The sequence below is a fragment of the Dechloromonas sp. H13 genome (assembly GCF_009469615.1).
Lineage (GTDB): Bacteria > Pseudomonadota > Gammaproteobacteria > Burkholderiales > Rhodocyclaceae > Azonexus.
Genome location: NZ_SSXX01000004.1, coordinates 292,162 through 310,779, shown reverse-complemented (window position 1 = coordinate 310,779; position 18,618 = coordinate 292,162). Strand labels below are relative to the sequence as shown.

The window sequence follows — 18,618 nt, the reverse complement described above, 5'->3', positions numbered from 1 at the left end:
GGAGGAATTCGCACATGCGTCTGGGTTTTCTCGGTGCGGCCGGCGAGGTGACCGGTTCGTGCACGCTGGTGGACACGGGGGGTTGCCGCTTCCTCGTCGACTGCGGCATGTTCCAGGGCGGACCGGAAGCGCGCACCAAGAACCTGCGGGCGCTGAATTTCGGCTTCGATGTGCGGAACATCGATTTCGTCCTGCTTACCCATGCCCACATCGACCATTCCGGGCTCCTGCCGCGCCTGATGGTCCTCGGTTTCCGCGGACCGATCTACGCGACGCCGGCGACCATCGATCTGCTCGAGGTCCTCCTGCCGGACAGCGCGCACATCCAGGAAAAGGAAGCCGAATGGCAGCTGCGCCACCGCTTCCGCCGCGGCAGGAGCGAACGCGGCGTCGCGGCCCCGCTGTACACCGTCGCCCAGGCGCTGGCAGTGCTCGGACAGTTGCAGCCGGTCGCCTACGGCGCGACGCTGCAGCCGGCGGAAGCGGTCACCGTGCGTTTCCACGACGCCGGGCACATCCTCGGGTCGGCCTGGCTGGAAGTCACGGTTGGCGTTAAAGGTCGGCCGCGGCGGCTGGTGTTCTCGGGCGATCTCGGCATGCCGAACCGGCCGGTGCTGCGCAATCCGGAGAAGGTCGCGGTGGATGCCGACGCGCTGCTGATCGAATCGACCTACGGCGACCGCCTGCACCGTTCGCTGCCGGAAACCGAGGACGAAATCGTCGCCGCCTTCGAGCGGACCCGCGCCGCCCGCGGCAACCTCGTCATCCCCGCCTTCGCCGTCGGCCGCACGCAGGAGATCATCTACCTGCTGGCCGATCTGGTGCGGCGCCAGCGGCTGTCGCCGCTCAAGGTCTATGTCGACTCGCCAATGGCGAATTCCGCGACCCGGATCACGCTGGCGCATCCGGAATTGCTCGATGCCGAGACGCGCGCCCTGATCGCCTGGCAGCAGGCCCATCCGGACCGGATGAAACTCGAGTTCGTCGCCGACGTCGAGGCGTCCAAGGCGCTGAACGAAATCCGCAGCGGCGCAGTGATCATTTCGGCCAGCGGCATGTGCGAGGCGGGACGGATCAAGTACCACCTGCGCGAAAACCTGCCGCGCAGCGAATGCAGCGTCCTGATCGCCGGCTTTCAGGCGGCCGGCACGCTTGGCCGGCGCCTGGTCGACGGTGCCCGGCTGGTCCGCATCTTCGGCGAGACGGTCCCGGTCCGCGCCCGGGTCTATACAGTAGGCGGCCTCTCGGCCCATGCCGACCAAGCAGCCCTGCTCGACTGGCTGCGCGGCTTCCGCAGCCCGCCGGGCCGGGCCTTCGTCGTGCATGGCGAAGCGCTGGCCTCGGAGAACTTCGCCGCAGCGATTCGCGAGCGGCTGGGCTGGACGGCGGTAAGCCTGCCGCACGCCGGCGAATTCGTTGAAATATAGGCCCCCACTATAGCCCACGACCATGGACACGCCAGCCGCCATCGAACGCATCGCCCGCCACCTCGCCCGTTCGCGCCGGGTGCTTTTCATCACCGGCGCCGGCATCTCGGCTGACTCCGGGCTACCCACCTACCGCGGGGTCGGCGGTCTGTACAACGACGAAGAGACCGAGGACGGGCTGCCGATCGAAACGGCGCTGTCGGGAAGCATGTTTTCCGTCCGCCCGGAAATCACCTGGAAATACCTGGCGCGGATCGCCCATCACTGCCGCGACGCGCTGCCCAATCCCGCGCACCGGGCCATCGCGAGCCTGGAAGCGAAAGTTCCCGACACCTTCGTCTTCACGCAGAACATCGACGGCCTGCACCGCAAGGCGGGCAGCACCAAGCTGATCGAGATCCATGGCAACCTGCAGACGCTGGTCTGTGCGAGTTGCGACTTCCACGAACCGGTCGACGATCTGGGCCGCCATGAGCTCCCGCCCCGCTGCCCGAAATGCGGCGGAACGCTGCGCCCGGACGTCGTGCTCTTCGGCGAGGCCTTGCCGGAAGCGGCGATGACCCGCTTCATCGGCGCCCTCGAACGCGGTGTGGACATGGTATTCACCATCGGCACCTCCGCCGTCTTTCCGTACATCGCCGAGCCGGTGGTCTGGGCCGCGCGGGTCGGGATTCCCACCGTCGAGATCAACCCCGCGCAAACCCGCCTGACTCCCCACGTCGCCTACCACTTGCCACTGGGCGCCGCCGCGGCCATGACGGAAATCATGGCCCACCTGGACGGCACCTGACCGCACGGAACACGGGCGGGCTTCCAGGGGCGGCCTTGGCGCAGATCACCCTGGGGGGTTTTGCGAGGCCATAGCGGCTACGGCGTGCATTCTCACGGCGTCCCGATGAACAGGTAGAAATTGCCCATGCCGTTCGGCGCATACCCGTAACCGACATAAACCATCCCCAACGGCGTCTCGCCTCCTGCATAAGCGGTCACCGAGCTTTGCCAGCCGTTCAGGTTCGTTTCCGTGTAGCGGCCGTTGACCTGCCCGCCCTCCAGAGCCACGCCGACCCGCATGTCGCCGCGCAGGCCTGCCGGCAGTCGCCCGACAACCTTCTCGACGCGGACGTTGCCATACATGAGCGAGTCGCCGATGATCTGGTTGCGCACGAACCCCGACAGGTTGAGGAAACCGCCCAGCGCCACGGCGTCGTAGAAGGGCAACGTGCCGGTCAGGGAACCGGCGCCGCGGATCCGCCCGTGGAAGACGTAGTCGCCGATGCTCTGCGCGGCGCGCAGGTCCAGTTCCGCCCGGTCATAGCCGTCGCCCGCCGCGTAGAAGTAGTTCCCGTAGGCCGCCCAGCCGGTCGTCGGGTTGTACAGGCGGTCGAACTGGTCGAATTCCATCTTGGCTAGGAAGCCACCATAGCCCTTGCCTCCACTCCTGAAAGTCGGCGATCCGGTTTCCAGGTCGGCATTGCGGTAACGCTCGGTCCAGCCAAACGCCACCGGCCCCCACAGGCCGACGTTGATTCCCGCCAGCAGGTCGAGGGTCGTCTGATCGACCCGGTATTCGGCCACCCGATTGTTGTTCTGATAGATATCGAGCGGTACGCGCAGGTAGATAAGCCTGGGCTCGAAAAAGAAACGCCGCTCGGCGTCGAGCGGTTGATAGAACTCAGTGAACGCCCCGATTTCGTTGCCGACCTGGACCCCGGCCAGCCACTCGCCGCCCAGGCTGTTGATCAGGGTTTTCTGGTAGGCGACCCGCATGTTGAAGGTGGACGAGCCGTTGGAAACCGAGTTTAGATTGAAGCCAAAGCGCAGGTAATCCGGCCCGAATTCCTTTTCCAGCGGCGTCACGCGCAGGATGTTGCGATCCCGCGTGGACAACAGCGAGAAGTCCACATGGTCATATTCGCCATCGCCGAAGATCAGGCCGATATCCTTGTCCAGCCGGTCGACGTCGACCGGCACGCCTTCGTAATTCTTCAGATAGCGATCCGGATAGGCCGGGTTCACCCGCTTCAGGCCGGCGATCCGCACTTCGTCGACGACCGGCAACGGGCCACGGACCGGCGTCATGGCCGTCAGCCAGGCCTGATACTGCGTCTCGTCCACGCTCAGTGCCTGCAGCCGCGGCAGCAGCGCCTCGGCCGCTGCGCGCCCGCGCTTCGCCGTTTCATCGTAGCGACCGAATTCGGCCGCGGTAATGCCCTCCAGGTCCGGCTTGATGTAGATATCCGACGCGGTGAGCGTAGCCAGCGACCTCGTCACGTTCTGCTCGGTCAGGATGTTGACCATCTGCCCGGCCACCGAGAGGATGCCGCCGATCTCGCCGGCCTTCATCAGCGGCGACCCGACGTTGACGGCGATCACGACATCGGCCTTGCAGTTCTTGCGCACCTCGTCGATCGGCACGTTGTCGACCAGACCGCCATCGACCAGCAGCCGGTCACCGTCCTTGACCGGCGTCATCAGGCCGGGCACCGACATCGTCGCGCGCATGGCCTTGGTCAGGCTGCCCTCGCGGAACACCACCTTGTCGCCGGTCACCAGGTCGGTGGCGACGATGGAAACCGGGAGCGGCATGTTCTCGATCTGCGGCTCGCCATACTGGCTGCGAACCAGCTGATTGATGAACAGCTTGACCTTCTGCCCACCGACGACCGAGGGAAGCGCCTGTACGCCGTCCTTCGTCATCCCCATCTCGGTACCGGGAATGAAACGCCGGGACTGGTACTTGATGCGCGGATTGAGATCCTCCACCGGCGGGTTGTCGTTGAACATGGCCCGCCAGTCAGCCTTGCCCATCGCCGCCAGCATCTCGTCGGGACTCAGGCCGGCGGCAAAGGCGCCGGTGACCAGCCCGCCCATGCTGGTGCCGGCCACGCAGTCGACCGGTATCCGGTTCTCCCGGAGCACCTCGAGGACACCGATGTGCGCTGCCCCGCGGGCGCCGCCACCACCGAGAACGAGGCCGACGCGGGGCCGCTCGGCGGCCGCGGCAAGTGTGCCGACGAGGGCGAATGCAGCAATGCTGCCCGAAGCGATGCGCCGGATGGCGGATCGCGAGCACTTGGGTTCGATCATGACTGGCACCAATGAAGCACGGAGGGAGACGCCGCCGGATACTTGTCGCGGCGGTAGTGAACAGCGCGCAAGCTTACCAGCGGAAACAAAAGCGATGCTGTCAGCAGCAATTTTCGGACCCTGCCAGGCAGAGCCACGAGCGCTAGACCGGCGTTCGCCTCCCTGGCGCCGCGCAGTTCGGTCGCACACCGCCGCGGCAGGTCGCCGAAACCCCTGTCAAGGGAAGCGGATGGTGAAAAAAAAAGGGCGCCGCATCGGCGCCCTTCCCGGTTTTCGTGAACTTGGCGACAAGCCGCCGCCGAAATTCACCAGTTCGGCTCGCGCTCGGGCGTTGCGGTGATCTTGTGGATGCTCAGGTCGGCGCCCTGGTATTCCTCTTCCTGATCGAGGCGCAGGCCGAGCACCGCCTTCAGCGCACCATAGACCAGCAGACTGCCGGCCATCGCCACCACGATCGCCAGCCCGGTCATGATCAGTTGCGGCATGAAGGCGATGCCGCCGGCGCCGCCGAGCGCCTTGCTGCCGAAGATGCCGGCGGCAATGCCGCCCCAGGCGCCGCACAGGCCGTGCAGGGGCCAGACGCCGAGCACGTCGTCGATCTTCCAGCGGTTCTGGGTCAGCGTGAACATGACCACGAACAGTGCGCCAGCGACGCCGCCGACGACCAGCGCACCAATCGGGTGCATCAGGTCCGAACCGGCACAGACGGCGACCAGTCCGGCGAGCGGGCCGTTATGCACGAAGCCGGGGTCGTTCTTGCCGATCAGCAGCGCGACCAGCGTGCCGCCGACCATCGCCATCAGCGAATTGAGTGCCACCAGCCCGGAAATCTTGTCCAGCGTCTGGGCGCTCATGACGTTGAAGCCGAACCAGCCGACCGTCAGGATCCAGGCACCGAGCGCCAGGAAGGGAATCGACGAGGGCGGGTGGGCGGAAATCCGCCCGTCCTTGCTGTAGCGGCCATAGCGGGCACCGAGCAGGAGCACCGCCGGCAGCGCGATCCAGCCGCCCATGGCGTGCACCACCACGGAACCGGCGAAATCGTGGAACTCCTCGCCGAACGTGGCCTTGAGCCAGGCCTGGATGCCGAACGCCTGGTTCCAGGCGATGCCCTCGAAGAACGGATAGACGAAGCCGACCAGCAGGAAGGTGGCGATCAGTTGCGGATGAAACTTGGCGCGCTCGGCGATGCCGCCGGAGATGATGGCCGGAATGGCGGCGGCGAAGGTGAGCAGGAAGAAGAACTTGGTCAGCTCGAAGCCGTTCTTCTCCATCAGCGTATCGACGCCGGAGAAGAAGCTGACGCCGTAGGCGATGCTGTAGCCGATAAAGAAATAGGCGATGGTCGACATCGCGAAATCGGTCAGGATCTTGACCAGCGCGTTGACCTGGTTTTTCTTGCGCACCGTGCCGACTTCGAGAAACGCGAAGCCGGCGTGCATGGCGAGCACCATGATGGCACCCAGCAAAATGAAGAGGACGTTGCCGCCAGACTGAAAAGCTTCCATGAAACCCCCGGATCAAAGAATCCGGATGCGAAAGCAAGCACCATTCCAGTGCATTAATATTATTTCAAATCAGTGCATTAGATTCTCGCATACGAGAAGTTTTGCACCTGTTTTGTGCAAATTACCGGCTGCGCGCATTCAAATGGTGCGCTCATGCCTCATTTTGGGACCGCTTCCGGCGGCAACAGCAACCACATGCGGCCGGCCTGCTTCATGCGCCCCGCCTGCTCGCCAGCTTCCTTGCCGAAGCCCCAGAAGAAGTCGGCGCGCACCGCCCCCTTGATCGCGCTGCCGGTATCCTGAGCCAGCATCAGGCGATTCAACGCCCTGCCCGAATTCGGACGCGTCGTCGCCAGGAATACCGGCGCGCCCAGCGGTACCGAGCGCGGATCGACGGCGATGCTGCGCTCGGCGGTCAGCGGCACGCCCAGCGCGCCGACCGGGCCATCCTTGCTGTTCGGCACTTCACGGAAGAAGACGTAGCTGGGATTGGTGTTGAGCAATTCATCCAGGCGCCCCGGGTTGGCCCGCGCCCAGGCCTGGATGCCCTGCATCGACGCCTCTTCCAGTTTCAGTTCGCCGCGGTCGACCAGCACCCGGCCGATGGATTGGTAGGGATATCCGTTCTGGTCGGCATAGTTGAGGCGGGTCATCGTGCCGTCGGTCAGCCTGACGCGCCCGGAGCCCTGGACCTGCAGGAAGAAGAGCTCGACCGCATCGTCGACGTAGAGCAGCGTGCGCGCCGGCAGCTTGTCGCCGCGCGCGGCGATCTCGCCCCGCGACCAGTAGGGCACGACCTTGTTGCCTTCGAGCCGGCCGCGCACCCGCTTGTCCTTCAGCTCGGGAAAGATGGCCGACAGGTCGACGGTCAGCAGGTCGTCCGGCACGCCGCGCACCGGTTGCTCGAAGCCCCTGGTCCGCGTCCGGCTGCCGCGCAGCAGCGGCTCGTAGTAGCCGGTCACCAGGCCGCTGGCATTGCCGTCGGCGGCCTGGATTGCGTAGGGCTTGAGCTGGGTCTCGAAGAAGCGGCGCGCATCGTGCCCCGGCTTGCCCTCGGCGGCCCGCGCCAGATCGCAGACGCGCTTCCAGCCCGCGCCGTGCGGCTTGCCGGCAATGCCGCGGCAGCTGGCCATGAAGGCCGGCCAGGCGGCGCCGTGATCGTCGTCTACCCAGCCCGGAAGGTCGGACCAGGCGGCCGCCACCAGGGTACGGGAGAAGGGCACGGCGGCGGGTGGCGCCACCGCAGGCGGCGGACATGTCGGGCAGGCGGGACAGGATTTGCAGCCGACGGTCGGCTCACCGGTCGGGGTCGTAGTAGTGGTCGTGGTGCAGGCAGCCAGGAATAGCGCGGCAAGAATGGCGGTGAAAAGCGCGGCAGCTTGGATTTTTCGCATGTGTTTCGTTAGAGTTCGCAGATTCGCCGCGAAGTATAAAGCCACCATGCCGAACACCCTGCAACTCGAACGTCTCCTGACCCGCGCCGAGGCCGTTCTCGGGCAACTTGAAGCCAGCCTCCCACCCGCCCCGCCGCCACCCGCCTGGGATGCGGCGATTGCCTTCCGCTGGCGCACGCGCAACGGCCGCGGCTGGCTGCAGGCGGTGCGCCACCCGCACCCGATCCGCCTCGCCGACCTCGAGCACATCGATGACCAGAAGGCGCGCATCGTCGCCAACACACGCCAGTTCGTCGCCGGCCAGCCGGCCAACAACGTGCTGCTGACTGGCAGCCGCGGCTCGGGCAAGTCGTCGCTGGTCAAGGCGGTGCTCAACGAATTCGCGAAGAAGGGCCTGCGCCTGATCGAGGTCGACAAGGACGACCTGGTCGACCTGCAGGACATCGTCGAACTGCTCGAGGGGCGCCGCGAGCGCTTCATCGTCTTTTGCGACGACCTCTCGTTCGAAGCCGGGGAAACAGCGTACAAGGCGCTGAAATCGGTGCTCGACGGCTCGGTCGCGGCACCGCCGGACAACGTGCTGATCTACGCCACCTCGAACCGGCGCCACCTGATGCCCGAATACTTTGCCGAGAATCTCGACACCACGCGCGTCGACGACGAGATCCATCCCGGCGAGGCGACCGAGGAGAAGATTTCCCTCTCCGAGCGCTTCGGGCTGTGGATTTCCTTCTACCCGTTCAGCCAGGATGACTACCTGGGCATCGTCAACCACTGGCTGCGCCATTTCGGCGTCGACGAGGCGCGGATCGCCGCCTGCGAGCGCGATGCGCTGAACTGGGCGCTCGGCCGTGGCTCGCGCAGCGGACGCGTCGCCTGGCAGTTCGCCCGCGACCTGGCGGGACAGCAGAAGCCGGCGCGAAAGAAGGCGAAGTGAGCCAGGTGGTCGAGGTCGCCGCCGCCGTGATGCTGCGCGCCGGCGGCCGCGAATTCCTGCTCGCCCAGCGCCCCGAGGGCAAGGTGTATGCGGGTTACTGGGAGTTTCCCGGCGGCAAGGTGGAGCCTGGCGAAACAGTGCGCGACGCGCTGGTCCGCGAACTGCACGAGGAACTCGGCATCTTGGTCACCGCCTGTTCGCCCTGGCTGACCCGCGTCTTCACCTACCCGCACGCCACCGTGCGTCTCAATTTCTGGCGCGTGACGGCGTGGGAGGGCGAAATCGGGATCACCGCCCCACTCGAACATGCTGCGGTCGACTGGCAGGAATGCGGCAAATCGGCGACCGTCGCCCCCATCCTGCCGGCCAACGATCCGATCCTGAAGGCGCTGGCGCTACCGACGACGATGGCCATCACCATGGCCGAAAGCGAAGGCGTCGAACGCCAGCTGGAGCGACTGGAAGAGGCGCTGAGCGCCGGCCTGCGGCTGATCCAGGTACGCGACAAGGGCTGGCCGCCGGCGCAGCGTCTGTGGTTTGCCGAGACCGTCGTCCGCCTGGCGCACAGCCACGGCGCGCTGGTTGTCATCAATGACGACGAGGAGATCGCCCGGCGTACCGGCGCCGACGGCGTACACCTGTCGGCCGCCCGGCTTGCCACCTGCACCCGGCGCCCGGATTTCGCGTGGGTGGGCGCCTCGTGCCACGACACGGCGGAAATCGCCCGCGCCGGCGAGTTGGCCTTCGACTATGCGCTGCTCGGCCCGGTGCTGCCGACGCCGACCCATCCGGAATCATCGGGAATTGGCTGGACGGAATTCGAGCGCTTGCTGGCCGGCAATACGCTGCCGGTTCTGGCGCTGGGCGGCATGCGGATGGAAATGCTGACCACGGCCCAGGGCCACGGCGCGCACGGCATCGCGCTTATGCGCGGCTGGTAGGATCGGGATCGACGCCCGGATCGTTGTCTTCTTCCTGCACCGGAATCCGGTAGGAATCGCTGGCCCAGCAACCGAGATCGATCTGCTTGCAGCGTTCGGAACAGAAGGGGCGCCACGGGTTTTCCGGCGCCCACAGCGCCTCGCCGCCGCATTGCGGGCAGCGCACCTTGCGCACAGCCATCAGAGGTTGCAGAAGGTAATGTTGAAAACCGACCGAAGGCTTTTATTAATCATCGTTCTGATCACAAAATATTTATTGGCCACGCACTGAGCTACACAAAGCCTCGGGGGCGAGCAGTTTAACCCCCACCCACCGAGTAGCCTTTAGCGCAAAAGCCAAATGGGCTGCGATAGTAACTGAGACGCCTCAAAGCTCATACCCATTTCTCTTGATGAAGTCCTCGAAGGCGGCACGGGCCTTGCCCTTGAAGTCGGACGGGCGGAAATCCATGTCGTAAAGGTCTTGCCACTCTTCGTCATTGGTCTTGGTTTGCAGTTCAGCTTCGTCGATGTACGTGAGGTTAGCAGGATCGCACTTGATTACAGGTATTTTTGACATTTGTAGCTCCTTGTTCAATACGGATAACGGCTAACCACATCGTCAGCCATCAAGTCCCATTCAAATAAATCGTTCAAGTCGGCACCCACCTGCCGAACGACATCAGAAAGCTCCAATTTCTCGATCCACTCTGAAGGAATTGCCTGAGTACCGAGCAACGCTCCCAAGATATTTCCCGTGATGCTTCCTGTGGAGTCGCTATCCCCACTGTGATTGACGGAGAGCAACAAGGCTTTTCTGAAATCGTCGGGATACGAGAGGGCGCAGTAAATAGCCAACGCAAGAGCCTCCTCCGCTATCCACCCCTCCCCGAGAGAAGTCATCGCGACATGGTCCCCCGGAACGTTTGATGCAAGAGCAATTGCTTGTTCAATGGCTCCGCTTGTTTCGTCATGGTCACGATAAGTCATCAATACGGACAGCGTTCGCCCAAGCGATTCCTCAAGCCCATCGCCTGCCATCAGCGACGCAATCAACAACGAGAAAGCTCCGGCGCTCAGATAGCCGGTTGGATGCCCGTGAGTAATTCTTGCTAGATCACAACCCAACTCAAAGATGGCTTTTTCTGCGCCCGCCCCCGAAAATACACGATGACCAAACAAGCCAACGGGAGCAACACGCATCACCCCACCGCAGCCCTTGCTATCGTTTGTAGCTCGCATTGAGGCCGAAGGGGCGATTCGCTGCAAAGCGTGGATACAGGTTCTTCCCGGTGCGCAGATTTCGTGCAAAGCCCGCGTCTTGTAGAGCCAGCCATTTTGGGGGGCGGGCTGGGCCGCCAGCATTCTCTGGGTTGCGAGCCAGCGGAGGTAAGCATCCGCTGTGGCACCCACATAATCCGGGCTACTGCCATCCTGCTTAGCTTTTACTCCTGCTCGTATCAGTCCTTCGGCGGTAAAGAGGGTCATCTGGGTATCGTCGGTGATCCATCCTAGCCGCCCTGTCGAGACAGGGACATAGCCTGAAATTCCGGAAGGTCCGAAACGGCTCACAATTTCGGAGGCCGACATAAATTCAATTGGTGCTCCTAGTGCATCCCCCACCGCCCCACCGAGCAGGCTTCCGGTGCATCTATCTCGACTTGAAATATCCGCGCTCATCATTCTCCCTTGGTCAAAACTGAAAATCCGGAGTTGCCTGATACAACTGGGCCGGTCTATAAGCCCCCTCCCGGAATTGACCCTGCACAGGGCGAATACAGGTTTCGGCTTTCATTCGACGACGGAAACTGCTCTTATCCACTGGAGAGCCAAGAATGAGGCTGCACGCATCTTGTAGATCAAGGAGCGAAAAAGTCGCATTGAGCAGATGAAGCGGCAGCGCACGATGCTTGATCTTCGCCCGCAGGAATTGCAACGCTTCTGTGAGCATCACTCCATGGTCAAACGCCAGTTCCTTATCTGTAGCAAGCTTTACCGGAACCCAGCCAACCTCACTGGTTTTCAGCCCTGCCACCGCACACACCTGATCCTTCGAGAGCAGGGCGCAATAGAGTTGGCTCAGGGAGTAGCCTCTTGGGTCTCTCGTTGCCCCGCTAAACAACCGAACCTGCTCGACGCATCCCGCTGAAACACCAACCTTGTCACGAATGATGCGAACTGCGGTCTGATCCAATGAAGCATCAATCATCGGCTTTAGGATACCTCCGGGTAGTGCCCACTTGTTCGCCTCCGGGTCGTTAGCTCTTCGAGCAAGAAGAACACACAAGTCCCGCTCTTGGATCGAGAACAGGGCTACGTCAGCGAATACCAGCGGATAGATCACCCCATCGGTCAACATCCTCCACTCCCGTTGCAATTAACTGCAACGGATACTGCCACACTTAGTTGCACGCCGCCAATAACATGACAAAATCACACTGCAATTACATGGGCATGCATGATGCCACCTGAGACAAATCAATGGGAGTAACCATGAAATACAACGGCAGCGATATTGAGCGGATTTTTAATGAAAACCTTTGTCTTGCAATGACGGGACTTGAGTCCATCCCAATCGCTAGAGGACGAAAACCATCATTCCAAGGACTGAATGGTTGGGTATATGAGCAAACCATTCACTCATGCCTTGAAGATGAGTTGCTACTGCAAGACATCACCCTGCCAATCACTCAGCAAAAAACACTGAAGGGCCGTGCCAAGGTTGATCTGTTCGTTGGATTAAATACCGCCGTCGAGATCAAGGCGGGCGGAATTTTTGGCGATGATGCTGAGAGGTATCAAAAGTACTGCAACATCGCAGCAGGGCTTGGCTGGACCTATCTTTACATTACCAAAAAAGAAACCCACAAGCCCTATTACGATGCCACCAAGGCGGTCTTTGGCTCTGATGCAGCCTTCTTCTTGGATGAAGAAACAGGCTGGCACGACTTTGTGAATGCAGTCATCAGAGCAAATGGGACCAACAAGGCGGGCAGCTAAAACGAGAGATCGCAATTAGGACTACTGAATACCCCCAGCGCAGCGCGTAGCCTGATAGCTGGGGGATTGGCTGGCCCCATCAAATCCCTGAGCGTGTTCTCCGCCAAAGAATTCAGGCTATTGATTTCGGCGATTGTATTGTTCAAGGCAAGGAGTCGCATCTCTTGGCAGAGGGCACGAAAAGCCGGCTTACGTTTCCAAATCGAGATCGTTTCAGGGGTAACACCAACGATCTTGGCAACATCTTTGGCAATCTTCCCAACGGTAAGCAGTTCAGCGGCCTTGAGTTGCGACGGGGTAAGTGAGGCGTCAGGGGAAATCACACTTGTCTCCACTAATGGACTTGATAATTATTGAATTTTCTTAATACCGACCAACTCTTTTTCACAACATCGGATTGCAGGTAACTGCACTGGAAAACCGCTGCTCCCTATCCGCTGCCGGCACTCGCCCCCCCCTAACCGCCAGTTCAATCACATCGGCTAACTGGTGCTGCAAGCTCTTATCGAAATCGCCGGTTCCCCTCCCATGGGTCAAAGGGAAGGGGATCACGTTGTAATTTTGGATAGGCAATAGTCCTACGAGAGCTGAGGTAGCTTCGTCTATACCTTTAGCGCCCCTCGCGGGGGCGGGGTCTCCGTATTCTGGGAGGTTGCGTATTAGCTCTTCTAGGTAATTATCGGCATGGTGGCGGAATTTCTCTTCATAAATCTCCGTGAGCATTTCTTCTGCCTGCTTACGAACCGCAATCTCCCGGCGCATTTTCTTATCGGTCAGGCTTTGACCACCCTCATAGCCTGCCTCGTCCTGATTGGATAGCTCTTTCGAGAGCGGATCAAAATATTCGAGGAAAGACTCCCACCATGGGAGCAGCTTTGCACGGCTAACGTTTGACACAGTGGTGCGCTCCCGAAACGACAATCGGGACTTCAGGGCATCTAACGCGAGACGCTTAAACTGTTCCACGTATTCGGGCGGCATGTAGCTATCCAGCACATCCATATCGGATGCGTCATAACAAAGTAGGACTGGGTCTGTCTTAGCTTTCACAGCGTGATACCGAACGTCAGTGTCAGTCTCCATTGGAGCATCTGCAAAAAAAGCTTCCGCAAATTTTCTTGCTTCTGAATCGGCAAGCCTGATTTCCCAGCGGACCCACTCTCCCTCTTCGGCAGCCCCCGTCTCCAATCCTTTGTCGTAGGCGACGAGATAAGAAGCACTGAACTTACTTCCAAACTGGATACTCCGCCCCCGCTGAACGCCAGAAGAAAGCGAGATTTTCTTCTTCGAGTCAGATTCTTTCCAGCGCGAAACAACACACCCCGAATCCACCGCATCACACACGGCATCTAGAGAGAGAACACCTCGTCGATCATCAAAAGCCAAATCCACCCGAGTAGTTTTTACTCCAAGATCAAATAGCTTCTTCAGCAAGGGAAAATGCTCGGAGGGTTTCGTTTTCCCCGAAATGACCAAACAACATGTTTCGTTGTAGCGGTTGAGATGATAAAACCTTGCTCCATCAGCGAACTGCAAACACTTCCGGTAACAACGCATTTCCTTCGGGATGTCATCCCTCGTTTCTGGCATCCCAAATACCGAAATCAGTTGCGCCAGAACAGGTTCATGAAGGGAACTGGGCATCGTGGCCTGAAACCAGTCGCAGACGATTACAGCACGCTGGTTCGGCTGTACCTTCCCCTCTACCTTCCCTATGGTTGAGGGGGTGCGAATTACATCACCCGACTCCCAATCAAGAGTGCAAACACGGATGGCATTTGAAGCAGCCATTAACGGCTCCCCATCCATTCACGTACATCTTCCACAGCCCACGCCGTAACACGCTCAGAAAGTTTGATGGGGCGAGGAAAATCGCCTGATTTCACCTTCCGCCAAAGCGTAGCTGGGGAGAAAGGAATGATGTGCGGAACCAGTTGGGATTGGCGGACATAGCCGGTGCTAGGCAACACCCCGAGCGTCGCTGCTTGCTTTGACATGTACTGCTCCTTCGCGGTCGATTAACTGATGCCTCGAAGTTTGCTGCTATCGGTGTCGCTAGGCGTCCATGGACAAAAGATTGTTGCCATGGACATCCTGCCCCCCTACTTCTCGTCGCTCACCTTCTTGAATCCTAGCAATTCAAGCCCCTCACGAATGCTGTCATTGATCTTGCTCTCGGAGTAAAAATTAAGCTTCTGATTGCCCATTTGTTCGGCTGGCAATGCCGCAATGGCTTGAGATATGGCAAGTGCTATCGCAGAACTGTTGGGCCTCTCCCCCCACGCGAACTTCGTTTGTTCCTTAGACAGAAGAATAGCTAACGCTGCAATTTGCTTGAGCAGTGTGCTCCTGCGTGCAATTGACATTTCCTGCTCATCCGCCCCCATCTCACTTGTGTCCTCGCCAACCAAATTTGCCAACTCTGCGAAGGCTTTTGGCAAAACGATCAAGTGCTCCGCAGTAAGCTGACGCTCCGGGAAAAACACAGGCGTTGCCTCTGATTCATCGAAGCGAATACCTCCCCCAATATACGCATCACCTACACTCGCAATTCTTTTCAGAACATCAGGGGCAACGAACACAGCCCAACTTGGAAATTCATCGTCATCAGTAGGATCGGCAACATAATGATCGGCTCCACGAAACTCAAGAATGGCAACACCAATTCCCCGTTCAAGGACAAGCCTCAGCAGTTCGCAGACATCCAGCTTCCATAGTGAGGCAAGGTCAGTCAGGCGGTAATATTTACTGGCCGAAAGTTTTGTGTCGTAACTCATTTCGCCCCCTTCACGCAGCAGCAAGCTGAACAGAACTCACATGACTTGGTCTGCCGGCCTCGCATGCCTCAAAGTAGTTCGAGAGGCTGGTATGTGCTTTCCTTCGTGCATCTATGTAGTCATGTTGGTCATACACAGCCACGAGCCCCCCGAGCGAGTGATTGATGCATCGCTCAGCAACCAGAAAATCAACACCAAGCGCCCCCAAATGACTTCTGGCTGTTGAACGGAGATCATGAGGCGTAAATCGACGACACTTTTCCTGCATGATCTTTTTACAGAAGGTATTGATCGCGGCGTTAAAGGTTGATGGCTCCATAGGGACATCACCTTCAGCCTTTTTGCGCGCCCGAATCGGCAAAACATATGCCGATCCAAACGCCAACGACTCAAGTTCAAGAAAGGAAGCAATAACTTGCGGGGTCAAAGGAATGACGAAATCCTTCACGTCTTCTCCCTTGCTTGCCTTCACCTTGCGCCCTTTGATGTCTTCCGCCGGGATTGTCCAAAGCTGTTTCTCAAAATCAACATTGACCCACTTCGCATTGATTAGCTCGCCAATCCGCACGCCAGTAGAAACAAGTATCTTGAACATCAAGGCGTTCTGTACCCCCATCTCCGGCAAAAGGGGGAAGATTGCCCGGAGTTCCTGTTCATTCAGCATGATGCGGCTTCTGCTTGTCGGGCGAGGGCCTATTACCGAGTTTGACTTGATATGAGCAGAGGGGTCGCTTGCAATCACATGGCGAGCAATCCCATGGGCAAATACTTCTCGTAACGCAATCAACACCAGCCGTGCGACATGACGGGACTTCACAGTCACTCGTTCCACAATATCAACCAGAGCGAGGGGCTCAACCTCTCTGGCCGGCATATTTCCGATCAAGGGAAAGACGTAATCCCGGAGTTGCTGCCGCCGCCCCTTGATCGTCGTTTCGGCAATCCGCCCCGAGGATTTCTCCAAGTAATCCTCAGCCAATTGCTTCACTGTCCAAGCCCCTGCGGTTATCAACTTGGCCTTCTTCTTTTCCATGGCAACGTCGGTGCCTGTCTGGATTTTTGCCCGATCCTCCGCCGCAATCTTCCGGGCATCAGCGAGAGAAATATCGGGATAACGCCCAATGGTTTTCTCCTTGGCCTTTCCCCCAAAACGGTAGCGCAACACCCAAGCGGCCACACCACTAGCTGACAAAGTGAATGTCAGCCCATTCCCATCAGATTTAGCAACGTGTTCGCCTGCCTTTACCCACTGCTTGAGTTGGACATCAGTAAGTTTTCCCATCGCACCCCCCCAATCACTCTGGCTACACAGCAGTTACGCCAGCCACACCTCGGGCTACATACAGCCACATTAATTCCATGATAGCTCATGAGACAACCAGAAACAAAAAACCCCGCAACAGCGGGGTCTTGAAGGCAATATTGAGGCTGGATGAAATGACGATGGAAGTCGTTATAGATTACAGAAGGTCAGGTCGAAGGGCACATCGTGCTCGCAGACCCGGGCCTTGAGTTCGCCGGCTGACGGGTTGGTGAAGCGGATGTTGAGGAAATACTTGTTGGCGCTGACCTCGGGGATCGCCGGCTCCTCGGTCCTGACCTCGACGCGCACCATCTGCGCCGCGGTGCCGCCGAGATTGAGCTGGAACTGCCCTTTGAGCGCGGTGTGGTGCTTGGGCCGGCCGCTCGAGCGCAGCAGGCGCAGCACGATCGCCGCGGCATCGCGCAGCGGCAGCAGCGGCCGGGTCCACCCGGCGATCGCCTCACGCCGGACTTCCGGAGAGCGGTGCAGCCACCAATGGTAGGACGGCAAGTCGAATTCGCAGACGCCGCCGGGAATCGCGGCGCGGCTCTTGATGCCCATCAGCCAGTCGTTGTCGCGCAGGTACTGGCCGATCTTGCCGGCCATGCCGAGCAGCGCAGCCGACGAATGCTCGATCTCGTACAAGGCGCCGGAGAGGGCCTCTTCGGAAATCTCGGGGTTGTTGCGGTAGGCCAGCAGGGTCTGGCGCTGGCGTTCGAGTTCCTGGATGAGATCCATCTTGAGGTCGGCGCGGCCGGCCGTTTCCAGGATTTCGAACAGGGTGACGAGCGCGGTATGGTGTTCCAGCTGCCCGTCGCTTTCCGCGAAATAAGCCGTTTTTTCGAATAAATCTTCGAGACGCAACAAGGTGCGGATGCGCTCATTGAAGGGATATTCGTAGGTGATCACGCGTTTTTTGGCTTTTAAGAACGGAAAATTTCGCTAATTCTGAGCCATTTGCAGGCAAATCTCAACAGTTTGCTTTAGCTTTCCGCGACGCCAGCCGCAGGTAGTTGCGGTGCAGTTCGCCGACCTGGCGCTCGAGATTGGCCAGATCGCCGTCGTTGGCGATCACGTCGTCGGCGACCGCGAGCCGTTCTCCACGTGTCGCCTGAGTCGCCATGATGGCGCGCACCTCGGCTTCGCCCAGCCCGTTGCGCGCCATGACCCGGCTGATTTGCAGGCTTTCCGGGCAGTCGACCACAACGATCCGGTCGCAGCGCTCGCGATAGCTTCCCGATTCGACCAGCAGCGGCACGGCGAGAATGACGTAGGCCGATTCGGCGAGCCGGCAGCGTTCGGCCGACAGGGTGCGGATCAGCGGGTGCAGGATGGCCTCCAGGCGCCCGCGGGCAGCCGGGTCGGCGAACGCCAGGCGCCGCATGCGCGCGCGGTCGAGAGCGCCGCTGGCGGTCGCCACCGTGGCGCCGAATTCGGCCACCAGGGCCGGCATCGCCGCCCCGCCGGCGGCGGTCAGTTCGTGGGCGATGGCATCAGTATCGACGACGCCGACGCCCAACGCGGCGAAGGCGTCGGCGGCGGCGCTCTTGCCACTGCCGATGCCGCCGGTGAGGCCGACGACGAAACCGCTCACTTGCAGACCTGGGCGGTCGCCTTCGGCACGATGCCGGTGGCGGCGGCCTGCACGTCGGTGCGCTGCGCCAGCGGCCCGCGCGCCTCGACCGAGAAATGGGGTTCCCGGCCCGGACGCGGCGCGATCTTCGCCGATTTGACACCCTTTGCCTTCAGTTCGGCCAGGCGCCCCTGGGCGCCCTTTTCCCCGGAAAAGACGCCGAGCGAAATGGCGAAGCGGTTGGGTCCGGCATCCTGGATGATGAAGAAGTCCTTGACCTCCAGTTCCTTCAATTCACTCGCCTTCTTGTCGGCATCGGCCTTGCTCGCCTGGGGCGGCACGAAGACCCACCAGCCGGAACCCTCGGATGCCACGACCCGGCGCTCGACGCGCACGCCGGCGAACTTCTCGGCCAGCGTCGACGCCAGCTGGTCGGCCTCGGCCGCCGGCAGGCGCTCCCACAACAGGCACAGCTCCTCGGGCTCGGCGCTGCGCTGGGGAACGGCCTCCGGCGCGCCGTTGGCCTCCTTGGGCAGCGGCTGGTTGCCGCGCCCAACGATGCGCACGCGCTCGGGCGCCAGCTGCTGCTCGACGCGCCCGGCATCGGGGTTGCCCGGGCGACCGAAGGAGCCCGACGCAAAGGCATAGAACAGCAGATTGACCAGGACGAGGAAAAAAACCAGGGCTTTCAA

20 protein-coding genes are annotated in these 18,618 nt (G+C 60.7%); 5 read left to right on the top strand and 15 right to left on the bottom strand.

Going from position 1 to position 18,618, the window contains the following annotated elements; translation table 11 throughout:
- Positions 1-14: 14 nt before the first annotated feature.
- A complete protein-coding gene (locus GH660_RS11830; RefSeq protein WP_153146863.1) occupies positions 15-1,427 on the top strand; it encodes an MBL fold metallo-hydrolase RNA specificity domain-containing protein in 1,413 nt (470 codons plus the stop codon).
- A 22-nt stretch (positions 1,428-1,449) separates the two neighbouring features.
- Entirely contained in the window at positions 1,450-2,217 is a 768-nt protein-coding gene (locus GH660_RS11825) for an NAD-dependent deacylase (protein ID WP_153146862.1), read from the top strand.
- Positions 2,218-2,309: 92 nt separating this feature from the next.
- On the opposite strand, the gene GH660_RS11820 is transcribed toward GH660_RS11825, so the two are convergent.
- The 3 genes from GH660_RS11820 to GH660_RS11810 form a co-directional block, all read right to left on the bottom strand.
- Positions 2,310-4,514 carry a patatin-like phospholipase family protein gene (locus tag GH660_RS11820; protein WP_153146861.1) on the bottom strand — a complete coding sequence of 735 codons (2,205 nt, stop codon included), beginning with the start codon at positions 4,512-4,514 and terminating at the stop codon, positions 2,310-2,312.
- A 305-nt stretch (positions 4,515-4,819) separates the two neighbouring features.
- Positions 4,820-6,022: an ammonium transporter gene (locus GH660_RS11815; RefSeq protein ID WP_153146860.1), complete on the bottom strand. Its 1,203-nt coding sequence runs from the start codon at positions 6,020-6,022 to the stop codon at positions 4,820-4,822.
- 158 nt (positions 6,023-6,180) lie between these two features.
- On the bottom strand, positions 6,181-7,416 hold the full coding sequence (locus tag GH660_RS11810) for a murein transglycosylase A (protein WP_153146859.1): 1,236 nt from the start codon (positions 7,414-7,416) through the stop codon (positions 6,181-6,183).
- A 46-nt stretch (positions 7,417-7,462) separates the two neighbouring features.
- Here GH660_RS11810 and GH660_RS11805 point away from each other — a divergent pair, with 46 nt between their 5' ends.
- Both GH660_RS11805 and GH660_RS11800 read left to right on the top strand, forming a co-directional pair.
- Positions 7,463-8,353 carry an ATP-binding protein gene (locus tag GH660_RS11805; protein WP_153146858.1) on the top strand — a complete coding sequence of 297 codons (891 nt, stop codon included), beginning with the start codon at positions 7,463-7,465 and terminating at the stop codon, positions 8,351-8,353.
- A complete protein-coding gene (locus GH660_RS11800; RefSeq protein ID WP_153146857.1) occupies positions 8,350-9,294 on the top strand; it encodes a Nudix family hydrolase in 945 nt (314 codons plus the stop codon). Before GH660_RS11805 ends, GH660_RS11800 begins: the two co-directional genes overlap by 4 nt.
- Here GH660_RS11800 and GH660_RS11795 read toward each other — a convergent pair.
- The 4 genes from GH660_RS11795 to GH660_RS11780 all read right to left on the bottom strand — a co-directional run bounded on the left by GH660_RS11795 (position 9,278) and on the right by GH660_RS11780 (position 11,632).
- The gene (locus GH660_RS11795; RefSeq protein WP_153146856.1) at positions 9,278-9,475 is read right to left on the bottom strand and encodes a DNA gyrase inhibitor YacG; all 198 of its coding nucleotides are present in this window, start codon (positions 9,473-9,475) and stop codon (positions 9,278-9,280) included. The two genes, GH660_RS11800 and GH660_RS11795, sit on opposite strands and share 17 nt — an antisense overlap.
- Positions 9,476-9,661: 186 nt before the next feature.
- On the bottom strand, positions 9,662-9,853 hold the full coding sequence (locus tag GH660_RS11790) for a hypothetical protein (RefSeq protein ID WP_153146855.1): 192 nt from the start codon (positions 9,851-9,853) through the stop codon (positions 9,662-9,664).
- 14 nt (positions 9,854-9,867) lie between these two features.
- Entirely contained in the window at positions 9,868-10,953 is a 1,086-nt protein-coding gene (locus GH660_RS11785; protein ID WP_153146893.1) for an ADP-ribosylglycohydrolase family protein, read from the bottom strand.
- A 13-nt stretch (positions 10,954-10,966) separates the two neighbouring features.
- Positions 10,967-11,632, bottom strand: coding sequence for an NUDIX domain-containing protein (locus GH660_RS11780; RefSeq protein ID WP_153146854.1), 666 nt, complete (start codon positions 11,630-11,632; stop codon positions 10,967-10,969).
- Between the two features lie 134 nt (positions 11,633-11,766).
- Here GH660_RS11780 and GH660_RS11775 point away from each other — a divergent pair, with 134 nt between their 5' ends.
- Positions 11,767-12,273 (top strand): hypothetical protein, encoded by a 507-nt coding sequence (locus tag GH660_RS11775; protein WP_153146853.1) that lies wholly within the window; start codon positions 11,767-11,769, stop codon positions 12,271-12,273.
- Here the strand turns inward: GH660_RS11775 and GH660_RS11770 are convergent.
- The 8 genes from GH660_RS11770 to GH660_RS11735 form a co-directional block, all read right to left on the bottom strand.
- Positions 12,270-12,596, bottom strand: coding sequence for a hypothetical protein (locus GH660_RS11770; RefSeq protein ID WP_153146852.1), 327 nt, complete (start codon positions 12,594-12,596; stop codon positions 12,270-12,272). The two genes, GH660_RS11775 and GH660_RS11770, sit on opposite strands and share 4 nt — an antisense overlap.
- A 61-nt stretch (positions 12,597-12,657) precedes the next feature.
- On the bottom strand, positions 12,658-14,064 hold the full coding sequence (locus GH660_RS11765; RefSeq protein ID WP_194266304.1) for a replication initiation factor domain-containing protein: 1,407 nt from the start codon (positions 14,062-14,064) through the stop codon (positions 12,658-12,660).
- Positions 14,064-14,270, bottom strand: coding sequence for an AlpA family transcriptional regulator (locus GH660_RS11760; protein WP_153146850.1), 207 nt, complete (start codon positions 14,268-14,270; stop codon positions 14,064-14,066). Before GH660_RS11760 ends, GH660_RS11765 begins: the two co-directional genes overlap by 1 nt.
- A 105-nt stretch (positions 14,271-14,375) precedes the next feature.
- A complete protein-coding gene (locus tag GH660_RS11755; RefSeq protein WP_153146849.1) occupies positions 14,376-15,050 on the bottom strand; it encodes a hypothetical protein in 675 nt (224 codons plus the stop codon).
- A gap of 10 nt (positions 15,051-15,060) precedes the next feature.
- Positions 15,061-16,332: a site-specific integrase gene (locus tag GH660_RS11750; RefSeq protein WP_153146848.1), complete on the bottom strand. Its 1,272-nt coding sequence runs from the start codon at positions 16,330-16,332 to the stop codon at positions 15,061-15,063.
- A 171-nt stretch (positions 16,333-16,503) separates the two neighbouring features.
- Positions 16,504-17,262, bottom strand: a complete 759-nt coding sequence (gene zapD, locus GH660_RS11745; RefSeq protein ID WP_153146847.1) for a cell division protein ZapD — start codon at positions 17,260-17,262, stop codon at positions 16,504-16,506.
- Positions 17,263-17,323: 61 nt separating this feature from the next.
- On the bottom strand, positions 17,324-17,947 hold the full coding sequence (coaE, locus tag GH660_RS11740) for a dephospho-CoA kinase (RefSeq protein ID WP_153146846.1): 624 nt from the start codon (positions 17,945-17,947) through the stop codon (positions 17,324-17,326).
- The gene (locus GH660_RS11735) at positions 17,944-18,618 is read right to left on the bottom strand and encodes an SPOR domain-containing protein (protein WP_194266303.1); all 675 of its coding nucleotides are present in this window, start codon (positions 18,616-18,618) and stop codon (positions 17,944-17,946) included. Before GH660_RS11735 ends, coaE begins: the two co-directional genes overlap by 4 nt.

Coding starts and splice junctions, on each gene's coding strand:
- GH660_RS11830 (WP_153146863.1), top strand. CDS start 15: ATGCGTCTGGGTTTTCTCGGTGCGGCCGGCGAGGTGACCGGTTCGTGC.
- GH660_RS11825 (WP_153146862.1), top strand. CDS start 1,450: ATGGACACGCCAGCCGCCATCGAACGCATCGCCCGCCACCTCGCCCGT.
- GH660_RS11820 (WP_153146861.1), bottom strand. CDS start 4,514: ATGATCGAACCCAAGTGCTCGCGATCCGCCATCCGGCGCATCGCTTCG.
- GH660_RS11815 (WP_153146860.1), bottom strand. CDS start 6,022: ATGGAAGCTTTTCAGTCTGGCGGCAACGTCCTCTTCATTTTGCTGGGT.
- GH660_RS11810 (WP_153146859.1), bottom strand. CDS start 7,416: ATGCGAAAAATCCAAGCTGCCGCGCTTTTCACCGCCATTCTTGCCGCG.
- GH660_RS11805 (WP_153146858.1), top strand. CDS start 7,463: ATGCCGAACACCCTGCAACTCGAACGTCTCCTGACCCGCGCCGAGGCC.
- GH660_RS11795 (WP_153146856.1), bottom strand. CDS start 9,475: ATGGCTGTGCGCAAGGTGCGCTGCCCGCAATGCGGCGGCGAGGCGCTG.
- GH660_RS11790 (WP_153146855.1), bottom strand. CDS start 9,853: ATGTCAAAAATACCTGTAATCAAGTGCGATCCTGCTAACCTCACGTAC.
- GH660_RS11785 (WP_153146893.1), bottom strand. CDS start 10,953: ATGAGCGCGGATATTTCAAGTCGAGATAGATGCACCGGAAGCCTGCTC.
- GH660_RS11780 (WP_153146854.1), bottom strand. CDS start 11,632: ATGTTGACCGATGGGGTGATCTATCCGCTGGTATTCGCTGACGTAGCC.
- GH660_RS11775 (WP_153146853.1), top strand. CDS start 11,767: ATGAAATACAACGGCAGCGATATTGAGCGGATTTTTAATGAAAACCTT.
- GH660_RS11765 (WP_194266304.1), bottom strand. CDS start 14,064: ATGGCTGCTTCAAATGCCATCCGTGTTTGCACTCTTGATTGGGAGTCG.
- GH660_RS11760 (WP_153146850.1), bottom strand. CDS start 14,270: ATGTCAAAGCAAGCAGCGACGCTCGGGGTGTTGCCTAGCACCGGCTAT.
- GH660_RS11755 (WP_153146849.1), bottom strand. CDS start 15,050: ATGAGTTACGACACAAAACTTTCGGCCAGTAAATATTACCGCCTGACT.
- GH660_RS11750 (WP_153146848.1), bottom strand. CDS start 16,332: ATGGGAAAACTTACTGATGTCCAACTCAAGCAGTGGGTAAAGGCAGGC.